Raw genomic sequence first — 17,695 nt, 5'->3', positions numbered from 1 at the left:
CCACCCGATCGCTCGGAAATCTGCGGATCCGCGGATTCTCGCTCGACACTGGAGGACGAGACTCAGCGCTGCTCGACGACCAGCTTTCGGAAGCGGCTGCCCTGGAACACGATGGGCGCGACGTCGGAGTGCACCTCGAGACCGTGCACGCGCAGCAGGACGATGGCGTGATCACCCGCCGGCAGCTCCTGCTCGATCGTGGTGTCGAGCCACGAGGACGCGCCGTCGATGAAGATGGCCCCGTCGGGCGTCGTCTCCAGCGTCAGACCAGCGAACCGGTCACCCGTCTTCGCCGCGAGGCTGCGCGCGGCCACGTCGTGGGCCTCGCCGAGAACGCTGATGCCGATGTGCGTCGCGTCGCGGAACTTGGGCCACGTGGTCGACGTGTTCTGGATGCACACCGCGACCAGCGGCGGGTCGAGGGAGACCGACACGAAACTGCTCGCGGCCAGACCGACCGGCACGTCGCCGATGCGAGCCGCGATGGCGACGACCCCACTCGGGAAGGTGCCGTACGCCTGACGGAGGGTCGCCTGGTCGAGCTCGGAGGATGCGGTCTGACTCATGGAACCCCACGGTAGGGCCGCGCGCCATCCGCCGCCACCATCGCGGGCCCGGCACTGGGCAAGGTCACAGCCCCTGGATTCGGATCACGCCGAGCCCAACGGCGGGCCTCACTCGCAGCGGACGATCGGCACCGGGTCGTAGCGCACCGTGCGCGTGTTCCGCGAGATCTCCGCACCCGTCGCCGCGTCGCGGATGATCCGGGTGTCGCTGGTGGTGAAGCCGGGCGCTCCGCTCGACGCGACACATTGCTCTCCGCGCGGCAGCCGGACGGTGTCCGGCGTGGTGGGTCGGCTGCGGGAGCCGGTGATCGACTCCACCTCGACGGTCTTGGTGCCCCACAACCGCACCGTGACGGAGGATCCGTCGGCGAACGACTCGACGACCACACCCGTCGACGCCGGGTTCCGGAACTGCAGATCGATCGCGCCCTCGAAGACCGTCGCCTCGCGGGCCTCGGGGTAGCGGCTGATGTAGTAGCTGTGCTCGGTGTGATCGACGTCGTCCATGCCGCCGAAGTAGCCGGCGTTGTACAGGGTGGTGGCGAACTGGCTGATGCCTCCGCCGACGGCGCGATCGGGTCGGCCGTTGTCGATGATGCCCGACTCGACGAACCCCTGCGCCGTCCCGCGGGGACCGGTGTAGCCATTGAGTGAGAACGTCTCGCCCGGCTTCACCACGGCGCCGTTCACGATGTCCGCCGTGAGACCGATGTTGACACCCGACGCGTACTCGAACCCGCCGGTCGTGTACTCGCTGATCACTTCCCGGATTCCGAGAGCGTTCGCCGCGTCCGTGGTCAGTGCCGCCGGACGCGGTCCGTACTGCGCGACGGTGGTGCGCGCGTCACCGGACGCCGCCAGCAGGTCCGGCAGGGTGGCCAGTGTCTCCGGCCAGCGCACCTCGGTGCCGTCGACGGACGGAACCACCACGGGTCGACCCCCGGAGAAGTCGAAGCGCGCGTCGACGGGCCGGGTCTCGGTGGCCGCCAGCCCGGGCGCGAGGATGCCGATCGCGGCATTCGTGTCGTACACCGGCCGCAGACCGCCGTCGTCGTCCGGTTCGAAGCTCAGGACCTCGCCGACGCGATCGGGTGCGAGCGTCGTCGTCGCACCGTCCTCGCCGGTCACGACCACCGGCGCCGACACCGCGGGCGTCGCCACGTCCTGGATCGCCGCGTCGATCGCGGCAGCGTCGACCTCGACTTCCTCGACGACGACGGGGAGCTCCACCGGACCGCCCTCGGCCCAGTCGGTGCGGAACGCGGACGCCGCACCCGGTACGTCGAGCGTGCGTCCGGGAACGGGTCCGACGGCGCGGGGCACGCCGGCCTCGATGACCACGTCGCCCTCCACCGCGGGGCGGTCGACCTGCGGGGACAACGATCCGACGGCGGCGGTGAGTGCCGCGTCGTCGACAGTGGACACGACACCGATCTCGCGGGTGCCGAAGAACGACGCGAGCCTGGTGAACGGGGAGAGAGGCTGGTCGCCGACACGATCGAGGGTTGCTGCCCAGTCGATTCCGAGACCGGCGGCGGCCGGGGTGAGGGTGGCGGCGACATCGTCCGCGCGCACGTCCACCGGGGCGTCGGTGCGCGGACCCAGGGCGTCGCGGAGCCGGTTGTCCGCCTCCGCCACACTGCGGCCGCCGACCTCGACGCCCGCGACGGTCACGCCGCGGGGGATGTCACCGGTGGAGGTGAACCAGTCGGCGGCGTACAGGAGCGCGGCCACGGCGACGACGCCGCCGGCCGCGGACAGCGCGATCGTGCGCCGGCGGGTGGAGCGCGTGCCCTCGGGGGCGGTCCGGTGCTCGTGCTGCGCCGGTACGTCCTCGGTCACCCGGCTCCCTTCCGTCGTGCTGAACAGGCGCGTTCGCCCTCTGCTCGAGCCTACCCACTGGGGTCGGAGCCCGACTCCTCACGAAGACGGCTCCGCACCGCTGCCGGGTCGGGGGTCAGGCAGCGATGCGGAGCCATGAGGAGTATCGCCGGACGACCGCACTCGTTACAACTCGAATCAGACCGAACGTCCCGGATCTGTCAGGAGTCCCAATCGACTCGTTCCGCCATGGCCAGAAGTCGTGACCGCCGCGAAGGACTGCTTTCGCCGATCCAGGCGATCTGCCCGTACACCGAGGCACGGAAGTCCGGTACACCTGCACGATTCTGGGCAGCGGCACCGGTACGAACACTGTTGTGGAGCAGCGCGCGGAGTGCGTCGTAGCGGTCACGGGGCGCCGCGGCACTCTCGTTCACCACCAGCCCGGCCAGCGTCTGCCGACGGTGTGCACGCGCGACGTGAGTCTTGTCACCGTTCACCACGAAGCCCTCGTCGCGCACGATGCGGTCGAGCGCCCAGAGGATCGTGACCACATCGGTGTCCGACGGGCCCGACAGCGCCAGGTCGTCGGCGTAGCGGGTGTAGACGAGCCCACGGGCGCGGGCGAGGCCCGCGACGCGACGGTCGAGTCCGCGGGCCACCAGATTGGCGAGCGCGGGCGAGGTCGGTGCTCCCTGCGGGAGGTGCGGGACGCGCAGCAATGCCGCCTGAGTCCGGGCCAGACCGGCGACCTCGTCGACCGGCATCGCGGTGGTGCAGACGCCGGCGAGGACCGACGCCACCCGGTACGGGTACCCGCAGGCCTCGAACACGGCGCGCACGCGCGGCCTCGTCACCGTCGGGAAGAAGTCCGCGAGATCGACCCGGACGACGACGTCCCGGCCCTCGTGCGGGCGCGCGAAGGTCACGGCACTCCGACCGGCCCGGAAACCGTGAGCGGCAGGATGCGGCACCACGTGATCGAGGACGCGGTGGAGCACGCGCCGCTGCATCTCGCGCAGTCTCGGCTTGGGAATCTCCAGGATGCGCGTCCCGCCGCGACTCTTGGCCACCTCACGAGCCCGGTAGTGGCGCAGCGGCGGAGCCGCCCGACGCAACCAGCCGCCGACGTCGGCGAACCAGTCGAGTTCGGAGACGGTGACGTCCAGTGACGCGGCGAGCTCGGCGGTCGTCGCGAACGCGGGAACCCCGAAGCGCACCGCCGGAGTGGGACGGACGGGCGGCGCGGGGAGGACGAACGGATCACCGGGATACCCGATGACCTCGAGGAGTTCGGCGGCGACTTCCGTCGAATCGGGCGCATGGTTACGCCGCTCGAGGAGCCTGGTGATGAGGGTCTCGACGTCCGCGACGTGTTCGAACCGGGCCAGCACCTCACCGAGCTCGGTGCTGTTCCACGCGATGTCGACCAGGCGCGGTGCGATCATCCGCGCCGTGCGGTGATGCCAGAACGACTTGGACATCAGCGAGCAGTGGACCGAGGACGTGCGGCGGGGCGAGGCGACCTGAGACTCTCGTCGTCGTCGCAGGCCAGCACGCGAAGCGTGCATCGCTGCGTCGGACGCAGTGCCCGATTCCGTGAATGTTCCCGAGGGTTGCCCTCGAGGAGGGTCGCGCAGGACCCACTCTCGCCTCGCCACCGCTGCACCCCGCCACTGTGCCAGACGCAGACCGCTCGGTCCGGGAAACGGCAGAGGACCCGGCCACCCCTCGCAGCCGGGTCCTCGTGTTCGGTACGGGAGGCTCAGGCCTCCACGATGGCCGTGATGCCCTGGCCACCGGCGGCACAGATGGAGATGAGTCCGCGGCCGGAACCCTTCTGCGCCAACATCTTCGCGAGCGTGGCCACGACGCGTCCGCCGGTCGCCGCGAACGGGTGACCCGCGGCCAGCGAGGAGCCGTTCACGTTCAGCTTGCTGCGATCGATCGATCCCAGCGCACCGTCGAGACCCAGACGCTCCTTGCAGTACTCGTCGCTCTCGAAGGCCTGCAGCGTCGCGAGCACCACGGAGGCGAAGGCCTCGTGGATCTCGTAGTAGTCGAAGTCCTGCAGTGTCAGGCCGTTGCGCTCGAGCAGACGCGGGATGGCGTACGTCGGCGCCATGAGCAGGCCGTCCTTGTACGAGCCGTTGCCGTGGATGTAGTCCACGGCCGCGAACTCCGAGTCGACGAGGTGCGCGAGCACCGGCAGGTTGTGCTGCGCGGCCCACTCGTCGGTGGACAGCAGCACGGAGGACGCGCCGTCGGTGAGCGGCGTCGAGTTGCCGGCCGTCATCGTGGCGTCGCCCAGCGAGGTGCCGAACACGGGCTTCAGCTTGGCCAGCTTCTCGGCCGTGGAGTCCGGACGCAGGTTGTCGTCGCGGGTCAGACCGAGGTACGGGGTGACCAGGTCGTCGAAGAAGCCACTGTCGTAGGCCTTCGCCATGTTCTGGTGGCTGGCCGCGGCGAGGGCGTCCTGGTCCTCGCGGCGCACGCCGAACTCCTTGGCCGTGACGGCGGCGTGCTCGCCCATCGACATGCCGGTGCGGGGCTCGCCGTTCTTCGGGATCTCGATCCCCAGCATCGACGGGCGGACGCCCGCGAGCAGCTTGAGGCGGTCGGCGGTGCTCTTCGCCCGGTTGAGCGTGAGCAGGAACTCGCGCAGCTCGTTGTTGACGCTGATGGGCGCGTCGGACGTGGTGTCGACACCGCTGCCGATTCCCACGTCGATCCGGCCCGACGCGATGGCATCGCCGACGGCGATGACCGTCTGCATGCTCGTGCCGCAGGCCTGCTGCAGGTCGAACGCCGGGGTGTACGGGCTCAGCGCGCTGCCCAGGACGACCTCGCGGGTGAGGTTGAAGTCGCGGCTGTGCTTGAGCACCGCACCACCGGCCACGAGGCCGAGCCGCTCACCCTGCAGGTTGAAGCGGGAGACGAGACCGTCGACGGCCGCCGTCAACATGTCCTGGTTCGAGGCGTTGGCGTACACCTTGTTCGAGCGCGCGAACGGTATTCTGTTTCCACCGAGGATCGCGACGGGGCGCTTCTCTTTGCTGGTCATCGAACGATTCTCCCTGTGCGCAGATGGCGCGGCCACAGTCGGGGCCGCTTCGTCGTGGACTCTATTCTTACTCACGAGTAAGTTACTTGTCGATACCGTTCGACATACCCGACACGAAGGTAGGAACATGGCAGCCACCAAGGGAGCCCCTGACCTCTACTCGCAGTTCCTCTCCTCTGCTCCCGGCGCGTTTCTCGCCAAGCAGGCGGGACTGCCGAAGCCGGAGACTCTGCGTCGCTACCAGCCGGGTGAGCCTCCGCTCGCCGGCCCGGTCCTGATCGGCGGCAGCGGTCGCCTCGTCGAGCCGCTGCGCGTGCTGCTCTCGGACTACCCCGCCGCGAGCCCGCACGACGACAAGCTGGGCGGCCTCGTGTTCGACGCCACCGGCATCGAGAACATTGAGCAGCTCGAGCAGCTGTACCAGTTCTTCCAGCCCGCGGTCCGCAACCTCGGACCGTCGAGCCGCGTCGTCGTCCTCGGCACCACGCCCGAGGAGACCGGCGACATCGAGGAGCACATCGCTCAGCGCGCGCTCGAGGGCTTCACCCGCAGCGTCGGCAAGGAACTGCGCCGCGGCGGCACCGCGCAGCTGGTCTACGTCTCCCCCGACGCCGCGCCGGACCTGTCCGGTGTCGAGTCCACCCTGCGCTTCCTGCTCTCGGCCAAGTCCGCGTTCGTGTCCGGTCAGGTCATCGCCGTCGGCAAGGACGGGTCCACGGCCCCCGCCTCGTGGGACCGGCCGCTCGAAGGCAAGGTCGCTCTGGTCACCGGCGCCGCCCGTGGCATCGGCGCCACCATCGCCGAGGTTCTCTCACGCGACGGCGCGCACGTCATCTGCGCCGACATCCCCGCGGCCGGCGAGGCCCTCTCGCAGACCGCCAACAAGGTCGGCGGCACGTCGCTGGCACTCGACGTCACGGCTCCCGACGCTGCCGAGGTGCTCGAGAAGCACGTGAAGGAGCGCCACAGCGGCGGCCTCGACATCGTCGTCCACAACGCCGGCATCACGCGCGACAAGCTCCTCGCCAACATGGACGACGGCCGGTGGAACTCCGTCATCGGCGTCAACCTCGCAGCGCCGCACCGCCTCACCACCGCTCTGGTGAAGTCCGGCACGCTGAACGACGGCGGCCGCGTGATCGACGTGTCCTCCATCGCGGGCATCGCCGGCAACCGCGGCCAGACCAACTACGGCACGTCCAAGGCCGGCGTCATCGGCCTGGTGCACGCCGAGGCACCCGAACTGGCGAAGAAGGACATCACCATCAACGCGGTGGCGCCCGGCTTCATCGAGACGGCCATGACCGCGGCCATTCCGTTCGCCACTCGCGAGGCCGGCCGCCGGATGAGCTCGCTGCTGCAGGGCGGCCAGACCGTCGACGTCGCGGAGACCATCGCGTACTTCGCGAGCCCGGCCTCCAACGCTGTCACCGGTCAGGTCGTCCGCGTGTGCGGCCAGTCCCTGATCGGAGCGTGAGCGACGTGGCCACGGTGATCCCGCTCGACGGCCCGCCGAGGATCCGCGACATCTACACCCGCGCGGCTCTCGACTCGCTGCCGATCATCGGCGGCGGGAAGCGCACGCCGACGGCACCGGACGCGACGTACACCCTCGGCGGAATCCGGATCGATCGGGACAACCTCGCGACGTACGCCAAGGTGACCGGCCTCCGTCTCAGCGACACCCTGCCGCTGACGTACCCCTTCACCCTGGTGTTCCCCACCGTGATGTCCCTCATGGTGTCCAAGGACTTCCCGTTCGCGGCCATGGGATCGGTGCACGCGGAGAACGTGATCGAGAGCTTCCGCCCCATCGGGACCTCGGAGCCGCTCGACATCGCGGTGCACGCGGAGAACGTCCGCGAGCACCGGAAGGGACTGCTCGTCGACGTCGTCAGCGACGTGTCGGTGGGCCGAGAGCTGGTGTGGCGTCAGACGTCCACCTTCCTCAGCCTCCAGAAGACGTCGCTGTCCGGTGGACCTCGAGAGGCACCGCCGGCCGACGAGGTCCCGCCGCCGCCCACCTCGATTCTGCGGGTGGACCAGAAGACCATCTCGCGCTACGCGGCGGTGAGTGGTGACCGCAACCCGATCCACGTCTCGTCGCTGGGCGCCAAGGCCTTCGGCTTCCCGCGCACCATCGCTCACGGGATGTGGAGTGCGGCGGCCGTACTCAGCGCCGTCGACGGCAAGATCCAGGACCGTGTCACGTACTCGGTGCGCTTCGGCAAGCCGATCGTGTTGCCCGCCAAGATCAACGTGTACGCCGAGCGGGTGGGCACGGGCGTCGGGCCGGGGCAGTGGGACGTGGCGCTGAAGCACCCGAAGAAGGGCTACCCGTTCCTGACGGGCACCCTGCGCTGACTCCGCGTCGGAACTCCTCCTCCGCACCCCTCCTCGACTCGCCGGTTCCGCGGGTTCGGGGAGGGGTGCGGTCGTCGGTCGGGCACATCTGAGTCGGTCAGTCGTATGAACGACTGGTCAGACCGACTCGGCCACTCTAGATTCGAACTCATCACCCGCGACACGCCGTTCCAGCAGGATCGAGGTCGGTTTCGGGGAGGACGTGAGCGGTCAGGGGAGACATGGGCATCGCCACGGGGGCCCGGCGTGAGCACGCCGACAGTGAGACCGGACCGTACGTTCATCCTGCCGCGCTGTGCGAGAGCACGCACGTCGGTCCCGGCACCCGGGTCTGGGCCTTCGCGCACATCCTCTCGGGCGCGGTCGTGGGCTCGGACTGCAACATCTGCGACCACGTCTTCGTCGAGGGCGGTGTACGGATCGGCGACGGTGTCACCGTGAAGAACCGCGTCCTGCTGTTCGACGGCGTGACGGTCGAGGACGAGGTCTTCCTGGGTCCCGGCGTCACCTTCACGAACGATCTGCGCCCGCGCGCTCACATCAGCCGATCAGGGGAATCGTTGTCGTCCACTCTGATCCGGCGTGGTGCGACGCTGGGTGCCGGTGTCGTCGTCGTGTGCGGGGTGACCGTCGGGGAATCGTCCTTCGTCGGAGCGGGGGCAGTGGTGAACCGCGACGTGCCGCGCCATGCGTTCGTCGTCGGCAACCCGGCCCGGCAGATCGGTTGGGTGTGCCGATGCGGTGCCCGTCTCGCGGAGGACCTCACGTGTGAGTGCGGGGTCGCACACGAACTGCGCGATGACGGCGTGTACCCGTCGGCCACCCCACTCCGACCGTGATCGCCCCTCTTGCACGGTCGGACTCCGTCGTTCGACAGGATCGCTTCACCACGGACGAGTCGACGGCCGATGTCGCCGTCGTGATCGTGACATACCGCAATGCGGACTCGATCAACACGCTCGTCGACAGTCTGCGCTCGGAGGCCGCGGTGTCGTCGATACGAGTGGTGGTGGTCGACAACAACTCCGGAGACGGCACGGCGTCAACTCTGGCCGCCCACGATGACGTCATCGTGGTCGCCGGAGAGGTGAATCTGGGGTACGCGGGCGCGATCAACGTCGCGCGGTCACGCATCGGGGCCACTCGCGCCGTGCTGATCCTCAATCCCGACTGCGTCGTGCAGCCGGGGTGCGTCACCGCACTGCGTGCCGCCCTGCGTGAACCGGGTGTGGTCGCCGCTGTCCCGCGTCTGCACGACGTCGACGGCCGACTGTCGTTCTCTCTCCGACGTGAGCCTCGCCTGCCCGCCACCCTCGTCGACGCGATGCTGGGCGCCCGCCTGCCTCGCAGGCCTGTGTGGGCGAGCGAGACGATCCGCGACGTCGCGGTCTACGACCGCGCCCATTCCATCGAGTGGGCCACCGGGGCGGCGATGATGATGTCGGCGGGAGCGCTCGACGCGGTAGGCCCGTGGGACGAACGCTTCTTCCTCTACTCGGAGGAGACCGACTACTTCCGCAGGCTTCGTTCCCACGGACTCGTCCTGTACGTTCCCGAGGCCCGGGTGGAGCACACCGGCGGCGGGTCCGGGAGCTCACAGGCGCTGTCAGATCTCCTGACCGTCAACAAGATTCGCTACGTCCAGAAGTATCACGCACGGTCGTTCGTCGCCGCGTTCCACGCGGTGACCCTGTTCGGTGAGGCCTTGCGCTGCTGGTCATCGAAGCACAGGGCAACCTACCGGGCTGTTGCCAGGCGCCACGAGTGGTCGAACCTCCTCCGAGCCGAGACCCCTCGTCCGACAGAGTGTCGGGACATGGGCTCGGTCGTCATCCCGGCGCACAACGAGTCCCGCGTCATCGCCCGGACGCTCGACGCACTCGCCGACCTCGCCGCCCGAGGTGTCGTGGAGGTGATCGTCGCGTGCAACGGCTGCACCGACGACACCGCTCGCATCGCAGCAGGTCGCCCGGGTGTCCGTGTTCTCGACCTGGACGTCGCGTCGAAGACAGCGGCGATGAACGGTGCGGACGAGGTGGCCGAGCTGTGGCCACGCGTGTACCTCGATGCCGACGTCGTCATCACACCTGCGGCCGTCGTCGATCTGGTGACCGCCCTGGCCGACGGCACGTTGCTCGCTGCCCGACCCGCGTCGCGATACGACGCGACGGGTGCGGGCCACCTGGTCCGACGTTACTACCGCGCGCGGTCCTCGCTCCCCCTCGTCCGATCCCACCTCTGGGGCGCGGGCTGCTATGCCCTGTCCGAGGAGGGTCACGCGAGGGTGGGCCGGTTCCCCGACGTGGTCGCCGACGACGTCGTGGTGGACGCGGCGTTCGCGACCGACGAGAAGATCGTCGTGGACACCGATCCCGTCGTCGTGCTCGTTCCCCGCACTCCTGCAGCCTTGATCGCCGTGCTGTCGCGCAACTACTCGGGCAACCGCGACGCCCCTGCCACCACCAGCTCGACCGGGACGCTCCGGGACGTCGCCGGTACCGTCCACGGTCCCGGAACACTCCTGGACGCGGCGGTGTACTGCCTCTTCGCCGCCCTGGGCCGACGCGCGTCTCGGCGCACGTCCGCCCGATGGGCCCGCGACGACACGAGCAGGACGTGAACGAACCGTACTCGATGTCGACGCCTGCGATCTCACCCTCTCCGAGACTCGGTAGAGACGATGCCATCGACGTCGTCCGGGGCCTCTGCGTTCTCAGCATGGTTCTGACGCACCTCTCGTCGGGGTCGACGGTGTGGAGAATCGTGCATTTCCAACCCTGGGTGGACGGTGCCTCGGGTTTCGTCCTCATGTCCGGTCTCGTCCTGGGCATGGTGCACGGGAGGACCGCGCGGGCGAACGGTGTCGCGGCACTCCGCACCCGACGGCTGAAGCGCACCGCCCTCCTCTATGTCGCCCACATCGCCATCGTGGGTCTCGCGATCGTCGACGGATTCCTCGCCCATCTCGACGGACTCCCGGATCGAGGACCCGAGTCGTTGTCCCGCTTGATCTTCTGGACGCTCACACTGCAGGTGAATCCCGGCAACGTCGACATGCTGTCCATGTACGTCGTGCTGCTTCTCTCCACAGCCGTCAGTGCGCCGTTACTGGCTGCCAGACGAGGTGTGCTCGTCCTCGTGCTGAGCGCTCTGGTGTACACGGCGGGGTCGGTGTCGACGCACGGCGCTCTTCCCAATCGCCCGTACGGTGACGCGTTCTTCGATGTCGCCTGCTGGCAGTTCCTGTTCACGGGCGCCTATGTGCTCGGGTGGCGATGGCAGACCGTCGTCGCAGTGCTCCGTGGCCCTCGCGCCCTGTCTGCTGCGATCGTGACAGGAACGTTGGTGGCTGCGATCGCTGTCCTCCTGCCGAACGACGGCGTGCAGGAGGTGGTGTTCGGGAAGGCCGAGTGCGGTCCCGGTCGCATCGTTCTCGCGTGGTGTGCCTTCGTCGTGCTCTACCAGTGCGCCAGAACGGCCGTGTCCCGTGCCCCTGCAGCGGTGCGGGCCGTACGGATCATCGGGTCGCGGAGCCTCGCGTGCTTCATCGCACTGTGTCTGGCCAATCTGGTTCTCCCGCTGGCCATCGGCGAGGACCCGACCACTGTTGCCGCTCAGATCGCCGGCATCGGCGTCGCGCTGGCGATGTATCCGGTCGCGCTGGCCCGAGGACGAGTGGGACGAGGTCTGTCCGCTCTGCGCGACGATCTCACCTCACGACGGCAGACACTGCCGGATCAGCCCGTGCCGCCGGCGGGAGTCACCGAGCCAGACGGGCGATCACGGACTTCGTGAGATACCGCCGCGTCTCCGGCGTCGTGCACGAGGTGGACTGGATCTGGACGGCGATGTCGGACGGGCGTGCCGCCGACGCGAACGCGAGCCCGTCGCTTTCCGTCAAGGTGTCGGTGCTCCAGTGGCTGAGGCACCGCGGATCATCGGACAGGAACGATCGGTCACGTGTATCGGCGAGTTCGGCGACGTACGTGCCGTACAGGATGAACTCGGACACATGACGTTCCGCGGTGACACAGCGGATCCAGTGACGACCGCCCACGGCGGCGATGTGGTCCACCATCGAGCGCACGAGGCGTGGGTCCCACGCGACGAGGCCACAGATGTGATCCGGCAACGGAGGGGTCACAGTCTCGTCCAGGCCGAGCAACCGGCGAGCCGACCGATGCCAATCCAGATGATCCGCCATTCCGGCATGGACCCCTGTTGCTCTCGAGTACAGGCGGACGACACCGTCACGCAGAAAGTCGTCCGCCGCAACTGTGGACACGAACGTCAGGTCCGAATCCGCCAGCAGGACCACGGATGCCGTGGACTCCGCCGCGATGGCAATCTTCACGACCTGTTGCACGATCCATCCCCGTACCGGGAGCCACGGGCGCGTCAGATCCAGTTGTTGGATCTTTCCTATCGCCGACACCCGGCTGAGCCGCCGGACCATGTCGGTCACGGCGGCGACAGACACGAACGACGCCGGCAGGACGTCGTCGACGGTCGAGACCACCAGACGAGAGGACCCGATCGCCGTGAACAGCGCCTCGTCCCGGCGCGGCACGATCACCCTGTGCCGAACCTCGTCGGCAGTGAATCGCACCACCGAACTGTGCAGGTCCTCGAAGAGCGCCAGATCGGGTGCATAGGACGGTGTCACGATCTCGATCGTCCGCGTCAGGTCAGACATGCTGCGCCGCCCGGCAACTGGTAGACGTGGACGGCGTTGCCGTCCTCGAACGTGTCCGAGATGCGGCCGTCGGTGATCGGGACGTCGCGACCCTCGCCGACCACCGACGCCGTCGACACCGCGCAGTCAACGGTGATCTCCGCGTCGACCGGACCCGGCTCGGTGGATCCGGCGAGAATGTAGAGCGCATCACCGTGGATGCGGGTCGACGTCGCGATCCGGGAGTCGTGATGCACCAGTCCGTCCACCGAGGGGGAGTTCAGGACCGGGGCGAGTTCCGCGACCTCCCGACCGGTTCTCGCGATTCCCTCCCTCAATTCGCTGCCGCAGTCACGAATCGCGTGCTGGGTGGGACAGGGCCCCCCGAAGTTGTGAACGAAGTAGGTGATTCCGCGGGCTCCGGCGATGAGACTGCTCCACACGGCGGCTCGGATCTCCGGCACCGTGATGGTGGGGGCCCACTCCTCACGGAACGGATGTCCCACCTCGACGAATCCCCACACCGGTCGGCTTCCCGGCGGATCGACGAGCGACCGAACGCGCTCCACCGTCCGCCCGTAGTTGGCGGCGAGACGGCACCTGTCGTCCGGAACGGTCTCGCCGTCGTTGACCAGCCCGCCGCCCTCGGTCCCGGCGCACACCGAGGGGTCGGTGAACCAGTACACGTCCGCGGACACCACGTCCTGGTACTCGTTCACGAAGCGGCCGGCCTGCTCGTCCGACTCCCAGTACGCGACTCCCTTGCCGTAGTTGGTGAAACGCAAAGCCCCGTCCGGCGCGCCCTCGGCGGCCTTCGCCATCACCGAGTACCCGCACGGCTCGTCGGACGGTTCGCAGACATCCCCTTCGCCCGGCCTGAGTCCGGTAGCCGCAGCACTTCCGGGTCCCGCCCACATGTCCGCCTCGTCGGCGGTGAAGTAGCCGGCCACCGGGCCCTCCGGTGTGCTCGAGCTCGTGATCGCGTACATACCGTTGTCGGCGATGCGTTGCAGGTCCGTGTCCGCCGTCGGCTCGAGATACACGTTGATGCCGGCGGCCTTCTCCACGGGCCACCCCGTGTCGTCGACCACCGACTCGGACCACACCGCCATGGGGAAGAAGTCGGGGTCGTCGGGCAGAGAGTCAGTGAAGCGCGAGTAGAAGTCGGGACCACCGTCGACCTGACGCACGACCACGGACGAGGACGAGACGGGCGTGGGAGACGCGGTCGACGTCCCCGGCGGTTCGATCGCGGTGCACCCGCTGATCGCGAGGACCAGGACCGCGAGAACCGTGCCGACTCGTGTGCGTCTCATGACGGAGAACCTCTCGGAAGTCGAGCACCGGAATACACACCCGACGAGCGGCGGTGTCTCGTTGTGGGGCCCACTGTTCCATCTCTCGAACCCGGAAACCATACCGATGGGCAAGGTGTCATTCGATCGATCGATCTTTCTCCTCGGAACCGACCCGAAGAGCAGTCGTGCGGTATGTTATAGACGACGGTTGGTTCATCGGGGGGTGCACGACCGACCTCACCGCTCTGCGCGGCCGATCGCGAGGAACCACCACATGGTAAGCAGCACAGCGCCTCCGGGACGTCGCGCCGGCCCGGAGTCGTCAGTCGGTGCGATCCCGCTGTTGCTTCGGATCATCGTCGTGGCGGCTCTGGTGCTTCCCGCCAACATGGTGTTCGCACCCATCGGGGCCGTGGGATACGCCGCGATGCTGGTTGCCATCGCGATGTTCGTCGTGTGGGCCGCTGCCGTGGTGTGGCGCGCACACGACCCCATTCCTCATCGCCACCCCGCACGGATCGGACTCGCAGCACTGTGGCTGTCGTCCGTCCTGTCCTACATCCGCATGTCCGACGTCGACGAGGTGCAGCGAGCGTCCGCGGATCGGTGGATCCTGACGATGTTCGCGATCACGGCCCTCATCGCCGTCACCGCGGAGACCGTCCGCACCCTGGACCACGCGATGACACTGTCGCGTACCTTCGTTCGCGCGGCGACGGTGTGTGCGGCCGTCGCGCTGTACCAGTTCGTCATGAAGACGGACCCGCTCGACCACGTCCGCACTCTGATGGTCGGGATGACGGACAACGGTGGAGCGACGACCTTCCAGGCGCGCGGTCTGCTGACTCGGGTCGCCGGCAACACCTTCACTCCGATCGAACTGGGACTCGTCCTCGCGATGGTCCTTCCGCTCGCGGTGTGGCGGGCGCTCCACGACCCGTCCGGACGGGCCTGGGTGCACTGGACCCAATGTGGTGCAATTGCATTCGCTTCCGTCATCACGGTGTCGCGGTCAGCCATTCTCGGTCTGGTCGTCGGGGCGATCGTCACGGTGCCGTTCCTCCCCCGTTTCGCGCGTCGCTGGTCGGCGATCGCCATCCCCTTCGTCGTGGTGGTTCTCTTCGTGTCCGTACCCGGTCTGATCGCCACGCTTCGGGCCACGCTGTTCGCGGACGCCGAGTCGGATCCGTCGCTGCTCACGCGCGTGAACAACTACCCGAGAATTCAGGCGATGATCGAACGTCACCCGTTCTTCGGTAGCGGACCGGCAACCTACATGCCGACCAATGCCCTGCAGATCCTGGACAACGAATACCTCAACAGTGCCATCGAACTCGGGCTCATCGGCGTGGTCGCACTGATGCTCTTCATGCTCACGCCCGTCGTAGCGGCTGTGGGAGTGGCGTTCTGGTCGAGTGAGCCGTCGCTTCGGTTGCTGGCGGCAAGCGTCGGGGCCGCGTGCGCCGTCGCCGCCGTCGGTTCGGCAGTGTTCGACTCGCTGTCGTTCCCGGTCTTCACCATCGTCTTCCCGATCTTCGTCGGGTTGTCCGGAGCGGTCTGGATGATCGCTCGGAACACGGCACCTCGCGGATCGGCCGCACCCTCATGATCACCGAAAGGCTCTCGCTATGGATCCGATGACAGTCGTGCGCATCGTGTGGCGTCACAAGTACATCGCCCTACCGTTCGCCGTGCTCGCCGGTGCACTGGTCGTGGGAGCGCTCTTCTTCGGTCCGCGCGCATACCAGGCATCGTCGTCCTACGCGATGATCACCCCGTCGCTGCCCAGCGATCTCGCGATCGACGCGGACCCGGAACTCGGTGCCAGAGCTGACAATCCGTATCTCCGATCCACCGATCCCACACTCGTACTAGAGGTCGGTCGCACTCGTCTGTCGTCGGAGGACGTCGGTTCGATCCTCGAGAACGAGGGGCTGTCGACCGAGTTCACTGTCGGCCAGGGCCTCGCCACCACCGCTCAGATCCTGACCATCACCGCGTCGGCACCCGACCCTGCCGTGGCCGTCGCGACCGCTGCACGACTGGGCGAACTGCTGAGTGTCCAGGTACGGGACGCTCAGTCGGTGAACGGCGCGTCCCCGGAGTTCATGATCACGATCCAGCCGATCAACATCCCCACCGGAGCCGTGGAGCGAGTGTCGAGCCGTCTTCGCAATGCTGCGGTGGCCGGAATCGGCGGCATCGTGCTGCTGGTCGGCGCCATCTCCGTGGCCCGTGCGCTGGACGACCGTCGACGGACCCCGTCGAAGCCCCCGGTGGAGCCGTCGACTCGGACCCGGCCGGACGACGGGACGACGAGCACGCTCGACCTCCGTCGCGCGACACCCGTGTCGGACGATCACGAGGTCACGCGTCCGGTACCCGTGGTGTCGGCTCTGCCGGCTCCCGAACCGTCCCTGCCGTCCCCACGGCCGCAGACTCCGGCGGCCACGCCCGCGCCCACCAGAATCCCGGCGCGGCCGCACGGTCGGCCCACCACGACGCCGACCGGCACGCCGATCGACCGGGTCGACGGCACCGGACCGAATCCCGTACCGGCACGGGAATCCGCCACCACACGCTCCGCGACCACCGTGGAGCCGAAGACCTCGACGAGACAACGCCCACCGAGCATGCCGTCGGTCATCCCCGCGCGTCGGCCGACACCGGCCACCACACCGGCTCTGACCGTGCAACATCGGACACCGGACGAGACGACCACGACGACCGTCACCAGGTCACGGACCGGCAGCTCCGTACGACCCACACCGCGCATCGGGCGACCGAACGGAGACACGGCCGATCGCTCGGCTCGGACGCGAGACGAAGCCGATCGTCAGTAGACGCCGTCGCGGTGCCACCGCCGCCATGCGGCCTGTGACCGCAGTCGGCGGGCGACCCTGTCGGCGACGTAGGACGGGCGGACAGCCGATCCCGCTCCGCGGCGCACTCTCGCGTCGACGGTGGCCCACGCCGTCGTGCCGATGATGCCCGGGTCGACGCCGGCCGCGAACCTTCGACAGCGGTCCACGAGGTCGAGATCGACCGCGCGCCGGTCGAAAGCCCCGCGGGCACGCTGCAGGGCGTCGCGAGCGAGAGCGTTCCGAGCGGCGGCGTACATCTCCGCGGCGCCGTCCACCTCACCTGCTGGACCGGAGAACAGGGTGTCGAAGGCCGCGCGCCGCTCCGACAGGTCGCGCATCGGATCCACCTCGCGGGCGGACAGACTGGCGGGGTGGTCGCGATGCCAGGCCTGATCCACACCGCGGATGTAGGCGACGTCCGCGAACGCTGCCAGTCTGAACCACATCTCCATGTCGTGGGTGTGGGCGAGCGGCATCTGACCTCCGACCTCGTTCACCAGCGACATTCGCATCATGACTTCAGGCGAGGTCACCACGTTGAGTGCATCGACGCACCGGTCGCGCAGCCATTCCCCGTCGGACCAGATGGTCACGTCCCTGATCCGGGTGGACGGCGCCGGACACACGTCCCCGGACATGTGCAGGGGGTGGCCGTACACCATTCCCACACCGGGCCGGTCCCGCAGCACTCGTGCGGACCGCTCGAGCGAGCCGGGTGTCAGCATGTCGTCGGCGTCCAGGCGTACCAGGAACTCCCCGCGTGCGCGGGCCAGACCATCGTTGAAGGTCTCGACCGGGCCGCGGTTGGTGGTGTGTGCCAGGACGGAGACCATCGAGAAGCGTTCCGCCAGAGCGGTGGCCACGGCGAGGCTGTCGTCCGTCGACGCATCGTCGACGATCACGACCTCCACGTCGACCTCCGTCTGGTCGAGGACGGACATCACCGCCGACGGCAGGAAGTGCGCGTAGTCGAAGCAGGGGACGACGACCGACACGGTCGCTCGTCGACCGTCAGCGGTACTCGCGAGCGGGAACGGGACCCG

Annotated in this window: 14 protein-coding genes; 7 read left to right on the top strand and 7 right to left on the bottom strand. The window is 68.5% G+C overall.

Going from position 1 to position 17,695, the window contains the following annotated elements; all coding sequences use genetic code 11:
- Nucleotides 1-62 precede the first annotated feature (62 nt).
- The 4 genes from OG947_RS12660 to OG947_RS12645 form a co-directional block, all read right to left on the bottom strand.
- The gene (locus OG947_RS12660; RefSeq protein ID WP_056441328.1) at nucleotides 63-566 is read right to left on the bottom strand and encodes a flavin reductase family protein; all 504 of its coding nucleotides are present in this window, start codon (nucleotides 564-566) and stop codon (nucleotides 63-65) included.
- Between the two features lie 108 nt (nucleotides 567-674).
- A complete protein-coding gene (locus tag OG947_RS12655; protein WP_328811984.1) occupies nucleotides 675-2,408 on the bottom strand; it encodes a VanW family protein in 1,734 nt (577 codons plus the stop codon).
- Between the two features lie 200 nt (nucleotides 2,409-2,608).
- Entirely contained in the window at nucleotides 2,609-3,871 is a 1,263-nt protein-coding gene (locus tag OG947_RS12650; protein ID WP_328811983.1) for a reverse transcriptase family protein, read from the bottom strand.
- A 281-nt stretch (nucleotides 3,872-4,152) separates the two neighbouring features.
- A complete protein-coding gene (locus OG947_RS12645) occupies nucleotides 4,153-5,451 on the bottom strand; it encodes an acetyl-CoA C-acetyltransferase (protein ID WP_056441321.1) in 1,299 nt (432 codons plus the stop codon).
- Between the two features lie 127 nt (nucleotides 5,452-5,578).
- Here OG947_RS12645 and OG947_RS12640 point away from each other — a divergent pair, with 127 nt between their 5' ends.
- The 5 genes from OG947_RS12640 to opgC all read left to right on the top strand — a co-directional run bounded on the left by OG947_RS12640 (nucleotide 5,579) and on the right by opgC (nucleotide 11,610).
- Complete coding sequence (locus OG947_RS12640) at nucleotides 5,579-6,928, top strand: 3-oxoacyl-ACP reductase (protein ID WP_056441320.1); 1,350 nt, start codon at nucleotides 5,579-5,581, stop codon at nucleotides 6,926-6,928.
- A 5-nt stretch (nucleotides 6,929-6,933) separates the two neighbouring features.
- The gene (locus tag OG947_RS12635; RefSeq protein ID WP_328814018.1) at nucleotides 6,934-7,815 is read left to right on the top strand and encodes a MaoC/PaaZ C-terminal domain-containing protein; all 882 of its coding nucleotides are present in this window, start codon (nucleotides 6,934-6,936) and stop codon (nucleotides 7,813-7,815) included.
- A 221-nt stretch (nucleotides 7,816-8,036) separates the two neighbouring features.
- Nucleotides 8,037-8,654 carry an acyltransferase gene (locus tag OG947_RS12630; protein ID WP_056441315.1) on the top strand — a complete coding sequence of 206 codons (618 nt, stop codon included), beginning with the start codon at nucleotides 8,037-8,039 and terminating at the stop codon, nucleotides 8,652-8,654.
- Entirely contained in the window at nucleotides 8,651-10,435 is a 1,785-nt protein-coding gene (locus OG947_RS12625) for a glycosyltransferase family 2 protein (protein ID WP_328811982.1), read from the top strand. Before OG947_RS12630 ends, OG947_RS12625 begins: the two co-directional genes overlap by 4 nt.
- Nucleotides 10,405-11,610 (top strand): OpgC domain-containing protein, encoded by a 1,206-nt coding sequence (gene opgC, locus OG947_RS12620; protein WP_328811981.1) that lies wholly within the window; start codon nucleotides 10,405-10,407, stop codon nucleotides 11,608-11,610. Before OG947_RS12625 ends, opgC begins: the two co-directional genes overlap by 31 nt.
- Here opgC and OG947_RS12615 read toward each other — a convergent pair.
- On the bottom strand, nucleotides 11,576-12,481 hold the full coding sequence (locus tag OG947_RS12615; RefSeq protein ID WP_328811980.1) for a DUF6492 family protein: 906 nt from the start codon (nucleotides 12,479-12,481) through the stop codon (nucleotides 11,576-11,578). The genes opgC and OG947_RS12615 overlap by 35 nt on opposite strands.
- A 17-nt stretch (nucleotides 12,482-12,498) precedes the next feature.
- Nucleotides 12,499-13,806 (bottom strand): hypothetical protein, encoded by a 1,308-nt coding sequence (locus tag OG947_RS12610; protein ID WP_056441306.1) that lies wholly within the window; start codon nucleotides 13,804-13,806, stop codon nucleotides 12,499-12,501.
- Between the two features lie 256 nt (nucleotides 13,807-14,062).
- Here OG947_RS12610 and OG947_RS12605 point away from each other — a divergent pair, with 256 nt between their 5' ends.
- Together OG947_RS12605 and OG947_RS12600 are read left to right on the top strand one after the other, a co-directional pair.
- Nucleotides 14,063-15,397 (top strand): O-antigen ligase family protein, encoded by a 1,335-nt coding sequence (locus OG947_RS12605; RefSeq protein WP_056441303.1) that lies wholly within the window; start codon nucleotides 14,063-14,065, stop codon nucleotides 15,395-15,397.
- A gap of 28 nt (nucleotides 15,398-15,425) precedes the next feature.
- Nucleotides 15,426-16,631 carry a hypothetical protein gene (locus OG947_RS12600; protein ID WP_328811978.1) on the top strand — a complete coding sequence of 402 codons (1,206 nt, stop codon included), beginning with the start codon at nucleotides 15,426-15,428 and terminating at the stop codon, nucleotides 16,629-16,631.
- Here OG947_RS12600 and OG947_RS12595 read toward each other — a convergent pair.
- The gene (locus tag OG947_RS12595) at nucleotides 16,625-17,647 is read right to left on the bottom strand and encodes a glycosyltransferase family 2 protein (RefSeq protein WP_328811095.1); all 1,023 of its coding nucleotides are present in this window, start codon (nucleotides 17,645-17,647) and stop codon (nucleotides 16,625-16,627) included. The genes OG947_RS12600 and OG947_RS12595 overlap by 7 nt on opposite strands.
- Nucleotides 17,648-17,695 lie beyond the last annotated feature (48 nt).

Source organism: Rhodococcus sp. NBC_00297, assembly GCF_036173065.1.
Lineage (GTDB): Bacteria > Actinomycetota > Actinomycetes > Mycobacteriales > Mycobacteriaceae > Rhodococcoides.
Note: the sequence above shows the minus strand (reverse complement) of the source record. Positions and strands in the feature narration are given on the sequence as shown.